This is a genomic window from Frisingicoccus caecimuris, from assembly GCF_004340975.1.
In the GTDB taxonomy this organism is placed as follows: Bacteria; Bacillota; Clostridia; order Lachnospirales; family Lachnospiraceae; genus Frisingicoccus; species Frisingicoccus caecimuris.
In genome coordinates this window covers 18,733-38,498 of the sequence record NZ_SLXA01000005.1, presented here as the reverse complement: position 1 = coordinate 38,498, position 19,766 = coordinate 18,733, and the positions used below count along the sequence as shown (strand labels likewise).

Annotated in this window: 16 protein-coding genes and 1 riboswitch; of the genes, 1 reads left to right on the top strand and 15 read right to left on the bottom strand. The window is 43.9% G+C overall.

Going from position 1 to position 19,766, the window contains the following annotated elements; genetic code table 11:
* Window positions 1–4 precede the first annotated feature (4 nt).
* The 6 genes from EV212_RS06775 to EV212_RS06750 form a co-directional block, all read right to left on the bottom strand.
* Entirely contained in the window at window positions 5–892 is an 888-nt protein-coding gene (locus EV212_RS06775; protein ID WP_243115495.1) for a DMT family transporter, read from the bottom strand.
* Window positions 893–1,313: 421 nt separating this feature from the next.
* Window positions 1,314–2,324, bottom strand: a complete 1,011-nt coding sequence (locus EV212_RS06770; RefSeq protein WP_132090788.1) for a GGGtGRT protein — start codon at window positions 2,322–2,324, stop codon at window positions 1,314–1,316.
* Window positions 2,325–2,341: 17 nt separating this feature from the next.
* A complete protein-coding gene (locus EV212_RS06765; protein ID WP_132090785.1) occupies window positions 2,342–3,034 on the bottom strand; it encodes an iron-sulfur cluster assembly scaffold protein in 693 nt (230 codons plus the stop codon).
* A 110-nt stretch (window positions 3,035–3,144) separates the two neighbouring features.
* Window positions 3,145–3,816 (bottom strand): acyltransferase, encoded by a 672-nt coding sequence (locus EV212_RS06760; protein WP_132090782.1) that lies wholly within the window; start codon window positions 3,814–3,816, stop codon window positions 3,145–3,147.
* A 9-nt stretch (window positions 3,817–3,825) separates the two neighbouring features.
* Entirely contained in the window at window positions 3,826–5,652 is a 1,827-nt protein-coding gene (gene glmS, locus EV212_RS06755) for a glutamine--fructose-6-phosphate transaminase (isomerizing) (protein ID WP_132090779.1), read from the bottom strand.
* Window positions 5,653–5,735: 83 nt separating this feature from the next.
* Window positions 5,736–7,751, bottom strand: coding sequence for a DNA topoisomerase (locus EV212_RS06750; RefSeq protein ID WP_132090776.1), 2,016 nt, complete (start codon window positions 7,749–7,751; stop codon window positions 5,736–5,738).
* 137 nt (window positions 7,752–7,888) lie between these two features.
* Here EV212_RS06750 and EV212_RS06745 point away from each other — a divergent pair, with 137 nt between their 5' ends.
* Window positions 7,889–8,524, top strand: coding sequence for a lactate utilization protein (locus EV212_RS06745; RefSeq protein WP_207669078.1), 636 nt, complete (start codon window positions 7,889–7,891; stop codon window positions 8,522–8,524).
* A 160-nt stretch (window positions 8,525–8,684) separates the two neighbouring features.
* On the opposite strand, the gene EV212_RS06740 is transcribed toward EV212_RS06745, so the two are convergent.
* From EV212_RS06740 to EV212_RS06700, 9 genes are all read right to left on the bottom strand, one after another.
* Window positions 8,685–9,404 (bottom strand): Rpn family recombination-promoting nuclease/putative transposase, encoded by a 720-nt coding sequence (locus EV212_RS06740; RefSeq protein ID WP_132090770.1) that lies wholly within the window; start codon window positions 9,402–9,404, stop codon window positions 8,685–8,687.
* 121 nt (window positions 9,405–9,525) lie between these two features.
* Window positions 9,526–10,443, bottom strand: coding sequence for a bifunctional helix-turn-helix transcriptional regulator/GNAT family N-acetyltransferase (locus EV212_RS06735; RefSeq protein ID WP_132090768.1), 918 nt, complete (start codon window positions 10,441–10,443; stop codon window positions 9,526–9,528).
* Between the two features lie 90 nt (window positions 10,444–10,533).
* Window positions 10,534–11,907: an MATE family efflux transporter gene (locus EV212_RS06730; RefSeq protein WP_132090765.1), complete on the bottom strand. Its 1,374-nt coding sequence runs from the start codon at window positions 11,905–11,907 to the stop codon at window positions 10,534–10,536.
* Window positions 11,908–12,085: 178 nt separating this feature from the next.
* Window positions 12,086–12,194, bottom strand: a riboswitch (FMN riboswitch).
* A 37-nt stretch (window positions 12,195–12,231) separates the two neighbouring features.
* Window positions 12,232–12,852, bottom strand: coding sequence for a flavodoxin family protein (locus EV212_RS06725; protein WP_132090762.1), 621 nt, complete (start codon window positions 12,850–12,852; stop codon window positions 12,232–12,234).
* 15 nt (window positions 12,853–12,867) lie between these two features.
* On the bottom strand, window positions 12,868–14,106 hold the full coding sequence (gene glyA, locus EV212_RS06720) for a serine hydroxymethyltransferase (protein WP_132090759.1): 1,239 nt from the start codon (window positions 14,104–14,106) through the stop codon (window positions 12,868–12,870).
* A 49-nt stretch (window positions 14,107–14,155) separates the two neighbouring features.
* The gene (aspS, locus tag EV212_RS06715) at window positions 14,156–15,949 is read right to left on the bottom strand and encodes an aspartate--tRNA ligase (protein WP_132090756.1); all 1,794 of its coding nucleotides are present in this window, start codon (window positions 15,947–15,949) and stop codon (window positions 14,156–14,158) included.
* A 19-nt stretch (window positions 15,950–15,968) separates the two neighbouring features.
* Window positions 15,969–17,231, bottom strand: coding sequence for a histidine--tRNA ligase (gene hisS / locus EV212_RS06710; RefSeq protein ID WP_132090753.1), 1,263 nt, complete (start codon window positions 17,229–17,231; stop codon window positions 15,969–15,971).
* A gap of 76 nt (window positions 17,232–17,307) precedes the next feature.
* Window positions 17,308–17,991: a DUF5688 family protein gene (locus EV212_RS06705; RefSeq protein ID WP_132090750.1), complete on the bottom strand. Its 684-nt coding sequence runs from the start codon at window positions 17,989–17,991 to the stop codon at window positions 17,308–17,310.
* Window positions 17,992–18,279: 288 nt separating this feature from the next.
* Window positions 18,280–19,764, bottom strand: a complete 1,485-nt coding sequence (locus EV212_RS06700) for a glutamate synthase subunit beta (protein WP_132090747.1) — start codon at window positions 19,762–19,764, stop codon at window positions 18,280–18,282.
* Between the last annotated feature and the right edge of the window lie 2 nt (window positions 19,765–19,766).

The window sequence follows — 19,766 nt, the reverse complement described above, 5'->3', positions numbered from 1 at the left end:
TATTCTATGATTTATCTGGCAGCTCACTGATCAAAGCGGCTCCCAGTACCATAATCGCTCCTGCAATCCCTCTGATTCCAAATGGCTCTTTGAGAAACAAGGCCGATAAAAGAATTGCGACAATCGGGTCAATATAACTGAAAATAGCGATTGTCTGTGCCTCCAGATTCTTCATTGAGCCAAAGTATAGGGTATAAGAAATCCCCGTATGCAAAATGCCAACAACCGCCAATAAGATCACAGCCATTGGTGTCAGAGACAGAACAGATACTTTTTCTGTTAAAACTGTATAAGGCAATAATACAATAGATGATGCCGCAAGCTGCATCATCGTCTTATCATAGGCTGAAATACCTTGAATCTTTTTATTCAGTAAAATAACACTGGCATAAAACACCGCGGCCCCGATTCCATAAAAAACTCCCCAAAGTTCTCCAGTGCCCGATATTCCTGTATTCCAAATACCTGATACAAGAACCATGCCAACCAGGGCTCCAGTAATACAGAATATTTTTTTCTGAGTCAATCGCTCTTTAAACATAAAAGGCGCTGAAAGTGTGACAAACACAGGCGCCATATAATAACAGAGCGTTGCTGTTGCAACGGTTGTATAATGATAAGATTCAAAAAGTAATATCCAGTTGATTCCTATAAAGGCACCGGATAAACACAAATTTCGCAGATTTCTTTTTATAGCTCCCCATGAAATCCCCGGCCCTTTTTTTAAGATTACAACTGCCAAAAATGCCGTACCGATAAGGCCTCTCGACAACGCAATGACACTGGATGGCAACGGAATGTATCGAACAAAAATTCCGATCGTGCCGAACATGAGCATCGAAAAAATCAGGCTGGCCTTCGCCCTGCTTACTGCACCGGATTCATGTTCCAAAATATTCTCTCCCCCGCTTCAATCATAGTCTCTATAATATTACCACTATATTTGCTATATGATATCCTTCATCGCTCCCATTTCCCTTGTCTTATTATACGACAAAAAGAGGTGATTTCCAACAAATTTTTATCAGCTATATCTACCTGATCCTTTATCACAATAAATGTAGTTGAATCAGGCATACCCAAACGGGTATATTTTTTTAAGATTCATCCAACCTAATATCGAAAGGATGGTGCAAAACAAGGGCGCCCGATTCGGACGCCCTACATTTTTATTTTTCATTAAGTGACACGGGTATGTTCCCTCCACTAACCTCTGCCGTCACCTGTCGGCTCGGCCTCGCTAAGGGTCGGGAACGACTTTCGCACTAAATTCGAACTTCGCCTGACGGCTTGTTCTCATTAAGTGCTCAATGTCAGAATTTACCAGCTTTGGCTGCTTCTTCAACGGAAACAGCTACGGCTACTGTAGCTCCAACCATCGGATTGTTACCCATGCCGATCAGACCCATCATTTCAACGTGAGCCGGTACTGAAGATGAGCCTGCAAACTGAGCATCAGAATGCATACGTCCCATGGTATCTGTCATACCGTAGGAAGCAGGACCTGCTGCCATATTATCCGGATGAAGGGTACGGCCGGTACCGCCGCCAGAAGCAACGGAAAAGTATTTTTTGCCCATTTCGATACATTCTTTCTTATATGTACCTGCTACCGGATGCTGGAAACGGGTCGGATTGGTAGAGTTTCCTGTAATAGAAACATCAACGCCCTCTTTGTGCATGATGGCAACACCCTCAGTAACATCATTGGCACCATAGCAGTTTACCTTGGAACGAAGACCAGTGGAGTAAGCCTTGCGGAATACTTCTTTCACTTCGCCTGTATAATAATCCATTTCTGTTTCTACATATGTAAAACCATTAATTCTGGAAATAATCTGAGCTGCATCTTTTCCAAGACCATTTAAAATAACTCGTAATGGTTTTTGACGAACTTTGTTTGCTTTTTCGGCAATACCGATAGCGCCTTCTGCAGCAGCGAAAGACTCATGTCCGGCAAGAAAGCAGAAGCATTCGGTTTCTTCTTCCAAAAGCATCTTTCCAAGGTTACCATGTCCAAGACCTACTTTACGCTGATCGGCAACGGAACCTGGAATACAGAATGCCTGAAGTCCTTCACCAATAGCTGCTGCGGCATCTGCTGCTCTTTTACATCCTTTTTTGATTGCGATAGCCGCACCTACTGTATATGCCCAACAAGCATTTTCAAAACAGATCGGCTGGATTTTTTTAACCTGTGCATAAACGTCCAGTCCGGCATCCTTTGTAATCTTTTCTGCTTCTTCGATGGAAGCGATACCATAGCTGTTCAGCACAGAGTTGATTTTATCAATTCTTCTTTCATATGATTCAAATAAAGCCATTTCTCTTCCTCCTCGAATTATTCTTTTCTAGGGTCGATAATGCGAACTGCGTCATCGACACGACCATACTGACCTTTTGCTTTTTCCAGAGCCGTATTTGCATCGTCGCCAGCTTTGATAAAATCCATCATCTTACCAAAATTGATGAACTGATAACCAATAATCTGGTCTTCTTCATCCAAGGCGATGCCTGTCACATAACCATCGGTCATTTCGAGATAACGCGGACCTTTCTTCAATGTACCGTACATCGTACCAACCTGGGAACGAAGTCCTTTTCCAAGATCCTCAAGTCCGGCGCCGACAGCTAATCCGTCCTCTGAGAAAGCAGACTGGCTGCGTCCATAAACAATCTGCAAAAACAGTTCTCTCATGGCTGTGTTAATGGCATCACAAACCAGGTCTGTATTTAATGCTTCAAGGATAGTCAATCCAGGAAGGATTTCGGAAGCCATAGCGGCCGAATGGGTCATACCGGAACATCCGATAGTCTCTACCAGTGCTTCCTGAATGATACCGTCTTTGACGTTCAATGTTAATTTACAGGTTCCCTGCTGAGGTGCACACCAGCCGATGCCGTGTGTAAACCCGGAAATATCTTTAATCTCCTTTGCTTTTACCCATTTCGCTTCTTCCGGAATCGGCGCTGCGCCGTGGGCAACACCCTGGGCTACCGGGCACATCATTTCTACTTCATGTGAATAAATCATTTTAGAACTCCTTTCAATATACGGTGAGTATTTATTGTTAAAATGATATCATAGTTATATTTATTGTCTCACAAAACCCAGATTTCGTCCAGCGTTTTGATACAATTTTATTATACAAATTTCTTTTGAATAACCTCGCCCGTATTCTTAAAAATACTCCGGGCCGGAACGAAACCACGCACCATCGACGTCGGATATACGTTGGATTCACGTCCAATGACTGTTCCCGGATTCAGTACTGCATTGCATCCAACTTCTACATTATCGCCAAGCATGGCCCCAAATTTCTTCAATCCGGTTTCAATCCGCTCACTGCCGACCGAAACCTTTACAAGCGTTTTATCGGCTTTTACGTTAGAAGTAATGGAACCGGCACCCATATGCGCTTTATAGCCCAAAACAGAGTCGCCGACATAGTTATAATGAGGCACCTGAACCTTATTAAACAGCACGACATTTTTAAGCTCTGTGGAATTTCCCACTACAGCGCCTTCACCGACAATGGCATTGCCCCGGATAAAAGCACAATGACGGACTTCCGCCTCTTTGCCAATAATAGCCGGTCCATGCACATAGGCCGAAGGAAATACAGTGGCGCTTTTGGCAATCCATACATCTTCGCCAATCTGGTCATACGCGTCCTTCGGCAGTGTCGGTCCTAACTTTAAAATAAATTCTCCGATTTTCGGGAGCGCCTGCCACGGATAATCCAAACCGTCAAACAAATCAGCGGCAATAGTCTCTTCCAGATTATATAAATTTTTAATCATTAAACCTTCCATGATTCTCTCCTATTCTACCGTTACGGATTTCGCCAGATTTCTAGGCTGGTCCACATCACATCCCTTGGCTACAGCCACATAGTAGGCAAAGAGCTGCATCGGGATCGTTGCCATTAATCCGGTAAAGTTTTTATTGGTTTTCGGTATATAGAATACATAATCCGTATTCTTTTCAATGTCTTTGTTATCTTCATTGGTCACAGCCAGCACAAAGGCCCCGCGGGTTTTTACTTCTACAATATTGCTGACGATCTTACCGTAAAGCTGCTCCTGGGTTACCAGAGCCACAACAAGAGTTCCGTCTTCAATCAGAGAAATCGTGCCATGCTTCAATTCCCCGGCCGCATAAGCCTCTGAATGAACATAGGAAATCTCTTTCAACTTTAAAGACGCCTCTAACGCACTGGCATAATCAATTCCCCGCCCCAGGAAAAATACATCCTTCAAGCCGATATACTGGTTGGCAAGATACTGGATTTTTTCCTTATCCTGAAGCATCTTTTCAATTTTATCCGGCAGGGATTTCAGCTCCTGAATCATTTCCAGATAATCACTTCTGGAAATCTTTTCACGAATCTTTCCAAAATGAAGGGCAAGCAGATAGAGTGCGGATAACTGACTCGTATAGCCCTTTGTCGTTGCCACGGCGATTTCCGGTCCAGCCCATGTATATAAAACGTCATCCGCTTCTCTGGCTATGGAGCTTCCGACCACATTGACGATGGCCAGTGTCCGGACGCCATGACGTTTTGCTTCCCGCATAGCCGCCAGGGTATCAGCTGTTTCGCCGGACTGACTGATGATGATCGCCAGGGTATTATCTTCGAGAATTGGATTCCGATAACGAAATTCAGAAGCCAAGTCCACTTCCACAGGAATCCTGGACAGTTCTTCAATGACATATTTTCCTGTCACACCGGCATGATAAGCAGAGCCGCAGGCAATAATAAAAACTTTTTTCAAATCTTTAATCTGCTCATCCGTCATACGAAGTTCATGGATGAATACGTCGTCTTCCTTTATCCGTGGGAAAATGGTATCCCTTACAGCCTTTGGCTGTTCATGAATTTCTTTCATCATAAAATGTTGGTAACCGCCTTTTTCTGCTGCAGATACATCCCACTGGATTTCTGTTACTTCTTTTTCAACGACATCCAGATCCTGATTATAAACCGTCACGTTGTCCCGGGTCAGTTTGACAATCTCACCATCTTCAAGAATATAAATCTTTCGTGTATGTTTCAGTACGGCCGGAATATCAGAAGCAATATAATTACCGTCTTCGGAAAGTCCGACAATGAGCGGACTGTCTTTTTTTACTGCAATGATCTCGTCCGGATTATCTTTATTAATGATTCCAAGAGCATAAGAACCTTCGATACGGCTCATAACCTTCGACAATGTTTTTAATAAATCACCGTCAAAATAGTAATCCAGCAGCAATGTAACAACTTCCGTATCTGTCTCGGACTGAAATATGTAACCTTTAGCTAAAAGTCGCTTTTTTAATTCCAGATAATTTTCAATGATACCATTGTGAACAACGGCAATTGTCTCACTGGCATTTACATGAGGATGGGAATTTGCATCGGAAGGCTCGCCGTGAGTCGCCCAGCGGGTATGGCCGATACCCACCGTTCCCGCCAGATCTGCGCCGTCATGGGTCAATTCCCGCAAATCCTTAATTTTTCCTTTTGTTTTTACTGTTTGAATATTTTCACTATCAAAAATGGAAATTCCTGCCGAATCATAACCTCTGTATTCGAGTTTTGCCAGGCCGTCCAAAAGAATCGGCGCCGCCTGAGCTTTACCAATATATCCAACAATGCCGCACATAATCTACCTCCATACTATATATTGATTCACTAAATACTCTCATTTTAACACTCTGTAATAACAAAGTCCATCTTTTTTCATTTTTATGCATAGTGCTTAGAAATTGTCTCATACTTCTCCCGAAGCATCCACTGATTATTCAGCCGTTTCACGTATTCGGTACGCACAGTCACAAAATGGTCCAGCTTTTCCATATATTCCTCCGGTGTGATGGTGCCCTCCGCCACATAATTCAGGCCTTTTTCCCAACTGGCCGTCAGTTCCGGATTCAAAAGTGGCCGCAGTGAACTGTCCACCACATCATACACCATCTCTCCAAGTTTTGTCGGCGTGATAATCTGAGTTTTTTTGTTCAAAGCCAGATATTTAATCGTCACCAGCTTTTTTAAAATCTCTGCCCGTGTCGCACTTGTTCCGATACCGCTGCCTTTGATCATTGCCCGCAGTTCCTCATCTTCAATGAGCTGTCCCGCATTTTCCATGGCAAGAATCATACTTCCTGAATTATAACGCTTCGGCGGGGTCGTTTCCCCTTCTTTTATATATAATTCTTTCACCGGAAGAGAAATGCCTTTTTTCAATGTTTTCAAAAGTTCTAAAAAGCCCAGGTCAATCTTTTCGCTCTCATCCACAGAAGTATCCGATGGTTTATCTACCGTCTTTCCGATCACGCCTCTGTCCGACGGTTTTCCTGCCACTTTCAAATACCCTTCGGAAAGAAGCACTTTGAAGCCGGCGAAGAACCGCTCCCTATCTTTACTTACGACCAGATTGACTTTCTGATATTCAGCCGCCGGATAAAAAATACTTAAAAACCGTTTTGCAATGACCGTATATACACTCAATCCGATCCTGCTGACAGATTTTAAAGCACCAAGTCCCTGTCCTGTAGGTACAATGGCATAGTGATCCGTAATCTGTTTATCATTCACATACCGTGTTTTTGCGATATTTTTATAGCTTCCCATCTCCAGAACTTCAGCAGCAAAATCCGACACAGGTTGAAAATTCCGCAGACCACGGATATTTTTATAAATCTCTTTTGCAACTGCTGTAGAAAGGACGCGGGCATCCGTTCTCGGATAGGTCACCAACTTCTTTTCGTAAAGTTCCTGGACCACCTTCAACGTCTCATCCGGACTTAACTTAAAGAGCCGGGAACATTCATTTTGAAGCTCCGCCAGATTAAATAGTAAAGGCGGATTTTTTTTCTCCTTTTTCTTTGTCAGTTCTTCAATTGTCATAGCCCGCGGCGGCTCGGCTTCCAACATAGCAATAAGTGCTTTTGCATCCTCTTCATTTTTTAAACCATTTTCTTTATAAAGCGCCGGTGTTCCAAAATAACGGGAGCCTTCCACTGCCCGCCACTCTGCCTCAATCTCCCTTCCCTGAACTTCCAATTTGGCCAATACCCGGTAAAATGGCGTTTTAACAAAAGCCCGGATCTCCCGTTCTCTTCGGACGACCATGCCAAGAACGCAAGTCATTACCCGCCCTACTGAGAGTACAGTCCGCTTTGATTTCATAAAGCTTGAAATGGAAGGTCCGTATTTCAAAGTGAGCAGCCGTGAAAAATTAATCCCCATAAGATAATCTTCCTTGGCGCGCAGATAAGCGGAAGCCGCCAGATTATCGTAGGCCGAAATGTCCTTTGCCTCCCGGATGCCCCGCATAATCTCTTCCTCCGTCTGAGAGTCAATCCAAACCCGTTTTTTTATCTTTCCCTTCACTCCGGCCATCTGATCCACCAGGCGATAAATATACTCCCCTTCCCGTCCTGAGTCGGTACAGACATAAATCGTATCCACATCCGGCCGGTTTAACAGATGACTGACAATATCAAATTGTTTTTTTACCGAGTCAATCACCTCGTATTTAAATTCTTTTGGAATAAAGGGCAGCGTGTCCAGTGACCAGCGCCGCAGCGCCGGATCGTAAACTTCCGGATAACTCATCGTCACCAGATGACCCACACACCAGGTGACCACCGAATCTGCTGATTCCATGTAACCGTCATAACTTTTGCCTTTAATATTTAATGCCCTGGCAAACTCTCTGGCCACACTCGGTTTTTCCGCAATATATAATGATTTTGACATAAATTCTCCTTAAAAACTTTTCATAACTGTTCACAGTATACCATGATTTTGATTGGCACGAAAGTCTGACTTTTTTCTGTACCGCCAAAACAAAAGATGGTATACTATTATCAAAAAATAGAACGGAGTGTGATCTGATGAACCCGAAGAAAAAATTTTACGAAGCTGCTGCAGAAACTCTGATTAAAAATCTGGACAAACGCGGCATGGAAGCCTACTATGTGGATAACGGAGAAGAAGCCCTGAAAATGGCTCTCCGTTTTGTAACTCCTGGCTCCAGCGTATCCTGGGGCGGCTCCATGTCCATTAATGAAATCGGCCTGATTCCGGCATTAAAAGCCTCCGACTGTGTCGTTCTGGACCGCACAGTGCCCAAGACGGATGAAGAGAAGAAAGAATTTTTCAGCAAGGTGGCTGTCTGTGATTACTATTTTATGAGTACCAATGCTCTGACCATGGGCGGTGAACTGGTCAATATCGACGGCAACGGCAACCGGGTAGCCTCTCTCATTTTCGGACCATCCAACGTCATTGTCATCGCTGGTATGAACAAAGTGACCGATAACCTTGAAGCTGCTATTGCTCGTGCCCGCAACACCGCAGCTCCGATGAATACCATACGTCTGGATAAAAACACACCGTGTACTCAGGTGGGCCGCTGCTGTAACTGCATGAGTGCGGACTGCATCTGTAATCAATTTGTCGTTACACGCCGCAGTGCTCCGGCCGGAAGAATCAAAATTATTCTTGTCGGCGAAGAACTGGGTTATTAAAAACTACCCGCCATATTCTTTCATAAAGCTTGAAACGCTTTTTTTCAGAATATGGCGGGTTTTTATCAGGCTTTCTTTCGAAATATCGCCAATTTATTTGACACTTTTCTTCGGAATATACCTGTTTGTCATATGCTCATTCGGACATACCGCACGGGTATTATTTATTCATGTTCTTTATCATATCCAAATATTTTTGTCTCTCGGCTTCCGGCACTTTCAGAGCATTCATCGCCTGCTCCACAGGCCAGTCCATCGTTTCCATTAAATTCTTTATAGATTCCATGCGTTCCGCTTCAAATCCTTCTGCCACTCCAGATTCATGTCCTTCGCGACGGGCCTCATCCAGTTCCTCCCATAACCGCATATACTTAACACCTACTTCCTGACTGTTCTTTAACATCTCAATCTGGTCTGCAAGTTTTCGTACACGACTATCTTGAATATTTTTTTCATATCGGTCAGGATTTTCCACATATTTAAGGAACTCGACCAATCCAGCCGGCACCTCAATATCATTCTTGCCATGAGTATTTAAAAATATTCTTACCGCTCCGTCTTCCATGGACAGCCCCGGCACTTCATCGCAAGTCATACGAAACGTGTACATATACTTGCTTTTTCCAAACAAATCAAATGGCGCAATAAAAATAACATAGACATCATTCATCTTACCAAAATCAATTTCCCCCGGCTCTAAAAGATTTACATCAATTGCAGACTGATACAGACGACTACGTCTCAGCAAAAAACGTTTTCCCTTATTCTCCTTCTGTGCTTCCGCATCATAAATGACATCATTATCATCAATGGCCAGCAAATCCATCCGTACCGCCCTCGAATCATAAAACGGCTCCTGAGTCTTTTCAGCAATCCCCATTCGAATTTTTCCTCCTTCATTGTAACATAAGTTATCTTGCGTCACAATAAAAGATTACCATAAAACCCATGAAAAGCCTGTCGAAACATCATGTAGAAACGTATTTACTTTACGACAAATTTTAAAGATCCAATTCCCATTTTTCTTCAAGAACCGGAACACCCCAGTCTTCGTTTTTGCTTGTTTGAGTTATTTCAAACCCGGCATTTTTATACAATACCCTGGCTGTTTCCTGGGCGCTGACGGTCCACAGAAAAATATGTTTATAGTTTTTCTCCCGGCAGAAATTCAAAGCCATATCCATCAATTTATGACCAGCTCCCAATCCACGCAGTTCAGGTTCCAGAAAAAAGTAACGAAACTGGGCTGTATCGTCCCGGGTATGGGTAATCGCCACACATCCGGCAGGATTTCCGTTAAACTCCAGAATATACATACAGTCTTTTTCCGGATTAAATTTTTCAATCAACGCCATGACACCTTTAACGAGATATTTTTTCCATATTTCTGATGTAAAATGACGTTCCGATTCATATAAAGATAACTGTCTGTCAATGACATACTCGACATCGTCCTCTATATAAGGACGAATTTCGATATTTGATGTGGCCACAGTCAGATATTTCTTAATTGTCCTCATGGCTTCCCAGATTTTTTTCTGTTGTTCATCATCCAGTTTTGTGAGAAGCTCGCCAATCTGCCTGTTTGACCGATTGTTTAACTCGTGAAAAAGTTTCATTCCCTCCTCTGTCAAACGAATTTCCATATGACGATTGTCTGTCGGACTCTGATGTCTGGTCAGCAGCCCCCTTTTCTCAAATTTTGTTATCATTCGACTCATATAACTCCGGTCAACCTTTAAGGAGGAACAGAGCTGATTGGCCGTACACCGCTCTGTTTTACTGATTTCAAATAATACCCGGGCCTCTGTCAGGGAATAACCCGAATCTAAAATATGCTGATCCAGCAATCCTAAAATATTCGTATAAAACCGATTAAAGCCCCGTATCTCTGTAATTAAATCAATTTTCTCTTTCATCCACTTATTCCTCTTTCACAAACATGTTGTATTTGTCCTCAATTATATCAAAACAAGTGGACTCAGTCAACTATAATATCTCTTTTTTTCTTAAAATCCTTTTTTCTTCCACTGACGAAACTCAATCACCGCCAAAGTAAGTGCAAGGATAAACACCAGTGTATCGGTCACCGGCGCTGCCATCAACGCACCGTCCAGACCAAATCTTCCGGATAAGATAAGAGATAACGGAATCATCAATACGGCCTGGCGGACAAGCGAGATGATGAGGGCTCTCGACGGCTTTCCAATCCCCTGAAAAAATGAAGCTGTTGTCATATGAAGACCATAGAGGAAAAAAGCCAGCATATAAATCCGGAAGCAGTGGACCGCACATTCCTTATACAAAGGATTTCCTGATACGAAAAGTCCGGCAATCTGTCCCGGAAGCAGCTGATAAACAGTAAACCATATCACAGAAATAATAATCCCGATTACTGCAGCCGTCTTATAGGTTTTTCGTACCCGGTCATAATGTTTTGCCCCGAAATTATATCCATTGATTGGTTGAGTAGCTGATGAAACACCGACAAACATGGCATGGGCAATCTGGTAAACCTTCATCATCATCCCATAGACAGACAGCGCAATATCGCTGCCATAGACACTTTGCGCTCCATAAATCGTCATCAGATTGTTCATAATGATCTGCACAGTTGCTGTCATAATCTGAGTAATCAGGCTCGGAAAACCCAGGGACAATATTTTCCCTGCCAGTGAACTGGTCAATTTTAGCGCATCTTTTCGAATATGTACGGTTTTCAACTTTCTAAGATAGGCAAAACAAAGGCTTCCGGAAACGATCTGGCCAATGACCGTGGCCAGTCCGGCGCCAAACACACCCATATGGCATGGAAAAATAAACAGCCAGTCCAACACGATATTAATGACCGCGCCTGCCATCATGCATTTCATCGTGTACTGTGGATTGCCATCGGCACGGATAATCGCCGTCAGCGATGTACACACCATTAAAAATGGCAATCCCCAGGCAATCGTCCGGGTATACATCAGAGAATCCTGAAAAGCCGTCTCTGTTGCCCCAAAGAGCTGAACAATTCCCGGTGCAAACAGGCTGCACACAAGCCACAGCGCCGCACCGCAGAGTATGAGCATTGTCACAGCATGGCTGGCTATTTTATCTGCTGTTTCCTGTTCTCTCCGTCCCAGGCACAGACTGATATTGGCAGCCCCGCCATCCCCAATCAGGAGCCCTAAAGCCGTCGCAATGATCGTCAGCGGAAAAGCCACATTCGTCGCCGCCATTCCTGTAATTCCGACGCCCTGGCCCACAAACATCTGGTCGACAATATTGTAGAGATAATTCACCATCAGCGTCAGGGCCGTCGGTACGGAATATTTAAAAATCAATCGACTGATTGGCTCTGTTCCCAACGGGTTTTGATTTTCTTTTAATTGATCCATAAAACTCTTCCTCTCTTTCTTTGAAAAACGATTTTCAGGGATATAACCTCACAATCTTCTATACATACAAAAACATCCAGTAAAAACCTGAACACAGGTTTGATTACTGGATGTCATGTTTATTTTTTATCTTGTTCAGCTGCACAGAAACAGAAGATTATATCCAGTAATTATGATACATCCTCTTCTCCCGTCCAGACCAACTGTTGGCTCCGGAATTACACCGGATTGGCTTTTGCTCGCGGGCTTTACCGCCAGTAGAGAAATTCTCATTTCCGAAGAAAGATTATATTATTTTTATAATACTACACTCAAAGGAAACTGTCAAAGGATAAAGTTTGTTTTAATCTTGGCCTCAATTTCCGGAATGCCAATACCTGCCCTTTTACCGGCCTCAATACAGTTCAGCATCCATGCCATATTTTTTCCCAGGGTCCGCATCGTCTGAAGTCCTTCCAAATCCTTCTCCACATCCTCCGGACATGAACCATGAACCATATTCCAATACTGGGAAGATACAACCGGCATCTGACTGATCGTAAAATACTTCTGAATAATATCCAAAGTCGCTGTCGTTCCTGCCCGACGTGCGGAGGTCACGGCTGCTGCCGGTTTATGATGAAAACAAGCTCCGGCACAAAACATTCGATCCAAAAAAGCACTCAAAGCACCGTTTAAAGACGCATAATAGACCGGAGAACCTACAATCAGGCCGTCCGATTGCTGCATTTTTACAAGAGCTTCATTGACCGTATCATCAAACACACAGTGATTGCTGTTTCCACCACACTGACCACAAGCAATGCAGCCATGAATCGCGCCTTTGCCAATCCAGAAAATTTCACTGTCCACACCATTGGTCTTTAAGGACGCTGCCACTTCCTCCAATGCACGATTTGTACATCCATGCTCATGAGGGCTTCCGTTAATCAACAATACTTTCATTTAAATCACTTCCATTCAGTTTAATGGGTACTTTGCTGTAATTCCATCAATGATTGCTTTTGCCTTCTCTTTATTCGCCTCAAAATCTTTCAACGTCAAGGCAATGGCCTCTGCGATCTGATCCATATCCTCTTCTTTTAACCCACGGGTCGTCGCTGATGGTGTTCCAAGACGAACACCGCTTGTAACAAACGGAGACTGAGGGTCGTTTGGAATCGTATTTTTATTACATGTAATATTCACTTCATCCAGCATCTTTTCAGCCTGTTTTCCAGTCAGATTCAAACTCTTTAAATCAACCAGCATCAGATGATTATCCGTGCCGCCGGATACAATATCCACGCCTCTCTTCATCAGGCCATTCGCCAATGCCTGCGCATTGTCGATGATCTGTTTCTGATAAGCTTTGAATTCATCTGTAAGAGCTTCCTTAAAACATACAGCTTTTGAAGCAATGACATGCATCAGCGGGCCACCCTGAATACCAGGGAATACAGCTTTATTAAAATTAAATTTTTTTGCTGCTTCCTCATTAGCCAAAATCAGACCGCCACGAGGTCCGCGCAGTGTCTTGTGAGTCGTTGTGGTTACCACGTCTGCATAGGGAATTGGACTTGGATGAAGTCCTGCTGCGACAAGACCGGCAATATGAGCCATATCCACCATCAAATAAGCGCCCACTTCATCGGCTACTTCTCTGAATTTTTTGAAATCAATAGTTCTCGCATAAGCACTGGCACCGGCTACGATCAACTTTGGTTTTGCTTCCAAAGCAATACGACGCAATTCGTCATAATCAATGAAGCCTTCATCATTAACACCATAAGGTACAATCTTAAAATATTTACCAGATATATTTACCGGGCTTCCATGAGTCAGATGACCGCCATGGTCAAGGTTCATCCCCATAACCGTATCTCCAGGCTCTAACATGGCAAAAAATACAGCCAGATTCGCCTGTGCGCCGGAATGAGGCTGAACATTTGCATAGTCACAGCCAAAAAGTTCTTTTGCCCGCTCAATTGCCAGATTTTCAGCTACATCAACGCATTCACAGCCGCCATAGTAGCGTTTTCCGGGATAACCCTCGGCATATTTATTGGTCAGCGGGCTTCCCATGGCCGACATAACCGCATGACTTACCCAGTTCTCAGATGCAATCAACTCAATATGAGAATTCTGTCTGGCCAATTCGTCTTCAATCACCTGAGCAATCGCAGGATCTGTGTTTCTCAACTCATCTAATGAATACATTTTGTACCTCCATGATTTATTATTAATAGCACTTTACCGTAACAGAATATCACATCTGTTCTTCTTCGGCAATATCAATTCCAAGTTCTTTTAACTGAACCGCATCTACCACATTCGGCGCATCTGTCATCAGACAAGAAGCATCTTTCACTTTCGGGAAGGCGATAACATCACGAATACTGTCCATACCGGCCATGATCATGATCAATCGGTCAAATCCATAAGCCAGACCGGCATGGGGCGGAACACCATATTTAAAGGCATTTAGAAGGAAACCAAAACGCTCATAGGCATCTTCCTTTTCAAAGCCAAGAACTTCAAACATTTTTTCCTGTACATGGTTCTGGAAAATACGGACGCTGCCGCCGCCGATCTCCGTACCGTTTAAAACGATATCATAAGCTTTGGCACGAACCCGGCCCGGATCACTGTCCAGATATTGCAGATCTTCTTCCATTGGCATTGTAAACGGATGATGCATGGCTGTATAACGGCCTTCCTCATCGGACCATTCTAACAGTGGGAATTCGGTTACCCAGAGGAAATTGAATTTATTCTTGTCGATCAATTCCATCTTTTCTGCCAGTTCCAGACGCAGAGCACCGAGCACATCATAAACTACTTTATTCTTATCTGCTGCAAAAAGAAGTAAATCGCCGTTTTCACCGCCCATAGCCTTAATAAGAGCCCTCATCTCTTCATCTTTCATAAACTTGGCAAAAGAAGATTTCACAGTGCCGTCTTCCTGAATGGCAATATAAGCCAGACCCTTGGCGCCATAATCCCGGGCAAATTTCACAAGAGCATCAATCTTCTTACGAGGCATGCTGCCCTGCCCCTTGGCATTGATACCACGGACAGAACCGCCGTCCTCAAGAGCTCCCTTGAATACGACAAACTCACAGTCTTTTACCACATCGCTCACATCCTGAAGCTCCATGCCAAAACGAGTATCCGGCTTGTCTGAGCCAAAACGATCCATGGCTTCCTGCCAGGTCATCCGAGGAATCGGAAGCTGTACATCCAGATCGATAATTTCTTTAAAAAGCCGGGCCAGGAGACGTTCATTCACTTCGATAACATCATCCACGTCCACAAAAGACAACTCCATGTCCACCTGAGTAAACTCCGGCTGACGATCCGCACGCAGATCTTCATCCCGGAAACATTTTGCAATCTGGAAATAACGATCGTATCCGGAGCACATCAAAAGCTGTTTAAATAACTGAGGTGACTGAGGAAGACCATAAAAATTTCCCGGATGTACACGGCTCGGCACAAGATAATCTCTGGCACCCTCCGGCGTACTCTTTCCGAGAATCGGCGTTTCAATCTCAAGAAATCCTTCTTCCGAAAGAAAATTCCGAATAACCGCCGCAGCTTTGCTGCGCATTATAATATTTCTCTGCAAATCCGGGCGTCTTAAATCCAGATAACGATATTTCAGACGCAGATCCTCTTTCGTTTTACTGTTCTCCTCAATCGGGAACGGTGGTGTCTCCGATTCAGACAAAATACGAAGCTCTGTCGCACGGATTTCAATTTCTCCTGTTTTCAGATTTTTATTGATCCCGCCGGCCCGCTGTTCAACACGGCCGACAACAGCCACAACAAATTCAGCCCGAAGTTTTTCGGCTTTAGCGAAGTTCTCACTTCCGGCATCTGCTTCTTCAAAAATAATCTGGAGAAGACCGGAGCGGTCTCTTAAATCGACGAAAATAATACCGCCCTTATTCCGGCTTTTCTGCACCCATCCCATCACGGTAACAATTTTGCCCACATTGGCACTGTCCAGCTCCGCACAGCGATGGGTTCTCTTTAATCCCTTCATTGATTCAGACATTGTTATTCTCTCCTTATGATTAATCCTTATAGATTTTTCTGAAATTATTAAAGCCTTCATTTTCAAGCTTTGTAATCTGCTGTTTGACATTCTTGCGCATCGGCTGGATCGTAACGACCGTTCCGTCTTCACGCAGAGTCTTTGCTTCCTTAAATAAAGCAATCTTTTTATCCAACGGCACATCCTTTGCGATTAAAATAGCCAGATTATCTGTGCCGAGTTTGGCTCCATTGTCCATTTTATCTTTTAAGATCGTAATGATTCGTTCAAATCCAATAGAAAATCCTGTAGCATGGACATCCTGTCCACTGAATTTACCAATCATTTTATCATATCTTCCGCCGCCGGCAATGGAAAAATTATAACCGTTAATGCTGACCTCAAAAATCGGCCCGGTATAATAGCCCATCCCCCGGACAAGGGTCGGATCAAAAGATATCGTCACCTGATCAGAAATCATCGCTTTGGCACAGGAGATAATCTCCTCGACGTTCTGAATCACCGATCTTTCCAGGAACTTTTCACTGATATTGCTGCAAAACGCCGCACAATCAACAGATTCCGTTGCCTTATATACAGAAAGATAGCACTCTACAATATCCTCTCCGTAACCGTTTTCAACCAGTTCCGCATGAATACCATCCAGACCGATCTTATCAAACTTATCCAGGGAAATCAAAACCGATGGGATTTCTTCTTCTTTGAATCCGGCCTGCAATGCAATCGCTGATAAAATCCGACGGTCATTAATGTGTATCGTAAATTCGGAAATACCGACTTCAGCAAAAATCTGGGACAACATATCTGAAGTTGCGGCAATAAGCTCAATTTCAGCAAGATTGGTATCGTCGCCGAGAATATCAATATCACACTGGGTAAACTGACGGAAGCGGCCTTTCTGCGGTTTATCTGCCCTCCAGACATTGCCGATCTGCAATGCCTTAAACGGTGTTGGAAGATTCTCCTTATTATTCGCATAGTATCTGGCAAGTGGCACGGTCAGATCATAACGCAGACCATTGTCCGCAAATTCCTGATTTCCAGAATCAATGGCCCGCTGTAAATCAGCGCCTCGCTTCATTACTTTAAAAATAAGCTTTTCGTTATCTCCGCCCTGCTTGGATGTCAGATTTTCAATATGCTCCATCACAGGTGTCTCTATCTGCATAAAACCATATTTGGCATAGCTTTCCTTGATCATGCCTAACACATGCTCCCGCATACGCATATCCGCTGGCAGCATATCACACATTCCCTTAACAGGTGTTTTAATAAACTTCATCGTTTTTACTCCTTTTCATCAGATACGTTCTATTATATCGCAAGAAAATCGGCATATCAAGACCGTATTCCGCACATTATACCGCCCCGGAATCGACAATTTTAAATTCTCGTGTCTTCAATATGTATTTATATACATGATCTGATAAAATTTCCTCTGGCAGTACCACCTGACGATTGGCATCTCGAATCATGGCTTCCAACTCACGAATCTCTCCGGCCGAAGCTTCTGTCAACACGAGCCACTCGTGGATGCTGCTTGGAAGTAAAATTAAATCCGAATTTTTTTCCGCCGCAAAATGCTCCAGAACATCCGTATAAAAAATAACAGCCGCTCCCTGAATTCGAAGTTCATTACTGATCACATATATCTCCGGCACGGCATCCGCCTGATTCCCAAAAAGTTTTTGATAGTTTTTTTCGGCATTATCCAAAGCCTGTTCCATGTTATCTTTTGCCGACTCCAAAAATTCTTCCATTAAAAAACCTTTGATCACATCGCTCATCGGCTCCACAATTGGCGACAATTGTTCTCTGGAATCATCACCTGCCCTCCGAAATAGCTCTTCCGGCGACATGTCCCACTGTTTTAACATGTTCCAGGTCACCCGATTTGTCATCATTTCCCGCGGTGTCAGATTCACCAGCAGGCTACAGCTTAAAGCCAGATCCATCTGTCGTATGTAGGGGCCCTCCTCCAGGACTTCCTTATGTCGTTCATAATTTTCTACCTGTACAATAAAATTATTTTTCGTTATCATTCATTCCTTTCTGTATGACAGTCTTTCGGAAAAAACTACTGCTTTTGTATTTATAAACTTTGGAATCCGTTTCTGATCTGAAACGTTTGGAAATGTATCTAAAAATGATATATCATAAAAGATGTTATTATTATAGCATACAGAATAGTAAATTCAATCATTATCCGTTGATGGATTTCGACAAAAAAACTGTTCTCTGCCCGCGCATCAGCGCCTAGGGAACGACAGAGAACAGTTTTATGTGGCAGGGCAATTTTTCAATCCCTCTTGCTTCATTTTATCAAAATATTAAAGATTTGTATAGCCCATCAGATATTTGTCGACCTCTTTCGACACATCTCGTCCTTCACGAATAGCCCAGACGACAAGGGACTGCCCCCGATGCATATCTCCAGCAACAAAAATCTTTTCCTTACTTGTCTTATACTCTCCCGGTACGGTGGCTACATTGGTCCGTCCATCCACATCCACCCCAAATGCTCTGGTAACATATTCCTGACTTCCGAGGAATCCGGCAGCAATAAGCACCAGATCCACATCTTCAATATATTCACTGCCCGGAACCTCGCACATATTCATCCGTCCCGTCTCCGGGTCTTTTTTGAATTCCAGTTTCACAAGTACGGCTTTACATACATTACCCTTTTCATCCGCAATAAATTCTTTAACGGTGGTCTGATAAACCCGGGGATCGTGACCGAAGACCGCGATACTCTCTTCCTGGCCGTAATCTGTCTTGCAGATTTTCGGCCATTCCGGCCACGGATTATTATCCGCCCGTGTATCCGGCGCTTTCGGCATCATCTCCAGCTGGATGACCGACGCGGCTCCAAGGCGGATAGACGTTCCGACACAGTCATTGCCTGTATCGCCGCCGCCGATGACCATCACTTTCTTATCTTTGACCACCGGAATCTTTCCATCCTGAAGGCCGGAGTTTAAAAGACTCTTTGTGACTTTGGTCAGATAATCAACAGCAAAATAGATGCCTTTGCTTTCCCGACCCGGTACTTTGATATCTCTCGGATTTGAAGCACCGCAAGCAAGAATGACCGCGTCATATTCCCGCAGGATACGGGATGGTTTTATATCAACACCCACGTTTGTATTTGTCATAAACGCCACGCCCTCGGCTTTCATAATATCCACACGCCGATCAATGACCTGTTTTTCCAGCTTCATATTCGGAATTCCATAACGGAGCAAGCCGCCAATCCGGTCATTCCGCTCAAAGACAGTCACATAATGTCCACGGTGATTCAGCTGGTCGGCAGCAGCAAGGCCGGATGGACCGGAACCAATCACCGCAATCCGTTTTCCGGTACGTACTTTCGGAGGCTCAGGCTGAATCAGGCCCTTTTCGTAACCATATTCAATAATACCATGCTCATTTTCCTTAACAGAAACCGGAAGTCCGTTAATATTGCAGGTACAGGCAGCTTCACAAAGAGCCGGACACACTCTGGATGTAAATTCCGGGAAATTATTCGTCTTTTTCAGACGTTTGAGAGCCCGCTCCCAGTTTCCCCTGTAGATCAAGTCATTCCACTCCGGAATCAGATTGTTCAGAGGACAGCCGGAGGTCATGCCACCGATCATCTGTCCGTACTGGCAGAACGGTACGCCGCAGTCCATACAGCGACCACCCTGTGTCTGCTGGCACTCTTTGCTCAGAGGAATGTGAAATTCATCAAAATTTTTAATCCGCTCTTCAGGGGCAATGATCGTACTGCTCTGTCTCTCATCGTCCATAAATCCTGTTGGTTTTCCCATGA

Bases quoted from the DNA above. Each gene is read 5' to 3' on its own strand.
- EV212_RS06770 (WP_132090788.1), bottom strand. From the start codon at position 2,324: ATGGCTTTATTTGAATCATATGAAAGAAGAATTGATAAAATCAACTCT.
- EV212_RS06765 (WP_132090785.1), bottom strand. From the start codon at position 3,034: ATGATTTATTCACATGAAGTAGAAATGATGTGCCCGGTAGCCCAGGGT.
- EV212_RS06760 (WP_132090782.1), bottom strand. From the start codon at position 3,816: ATGGAAGGTTTAATGATTAAAAATTTATATAATCTGGAAGAGACTATT.
- glmS (WP_132090779.1), bottom strand. From the start codon at position 5,652: ATGTGCGGCATTGTTGGATATATTGGTAAAGCTCAGGCGGCGCCGATT.
- EV212_RS06750 (WP_132090776.1), bottom strand. From the start codon at position 7,751: ATGTCAAAATCATTATATATTGCGGAAAAACCGAGTGTGGCCAGAGAG.
- EV212_RS06745 (WP_207669078.1), top strand. From the start codon at position 7,889: ATGAACCCGAAGAAAAAATTTTACGAAGCTGCTGCAGAAACTCTGATT.
- EV212_RS06740 (WP_132090770.1), bottom strand. From the start codon at position 9,404: ATGGGGATTGCTGAAAAGACTCAGGAGCCGTTTTATGATTCGAGGGCG.
- EV212_RS06735 (WP_132090768.1), bottom strand. From the start codon at position 10,443: ATGAAAGAGAAAATTGATTTAATTACAGAGATACGGGGCTTTAATCGG.
- EV212_RS06730 (WP_132090765.1), bottom strand. From the start codon at position 11,907: ATGGATCAATTAAAAGAAAATCAAAACCCGTTGGGAACAGAGCCAATC.
- EV212_RS06725 (WP_132090762.1), bottom strand. From the start codon at position 12,852: ATGAAAGTATTGTTGATTAACGGAAGCCCTCATGAGCATGGATGTACA.
- glyA (WP_132090759.1), bottom strand. From the start codon at position 14,106: ATGTATTCATTAGATGAGTTGAGAAACACAGATCCTGCGATTGCTCAG.
- aspS (WP_132090756.1), bottom strand. From the start codon at position 15,949: ATGTCTGAATCAATGAAGGGATTAAAGAGAACCCATCGCTGTGCGGAG.
- hisS (WP_132090753.1), bottom strand. From the start codon at position 17,231: ATGAAGTTTATTAAAACACCTGTTAAGGGAATGTGTGATATGCTGCCA.
- EV212_RS06705 (WP_132090750.1), bottom strand. From the start codon at position 17,991: ATGATAACGAAAAATAATTTTATTGTACAGGTAGAAAATTATGAACGA.
- EV212_RS06700 (WP_132090747.1), bottom strand. From the start codon at position 19,764: ATGGGAAAACCAACAGGATTTATGGACGATGAGAGACAGAGCAGTACG.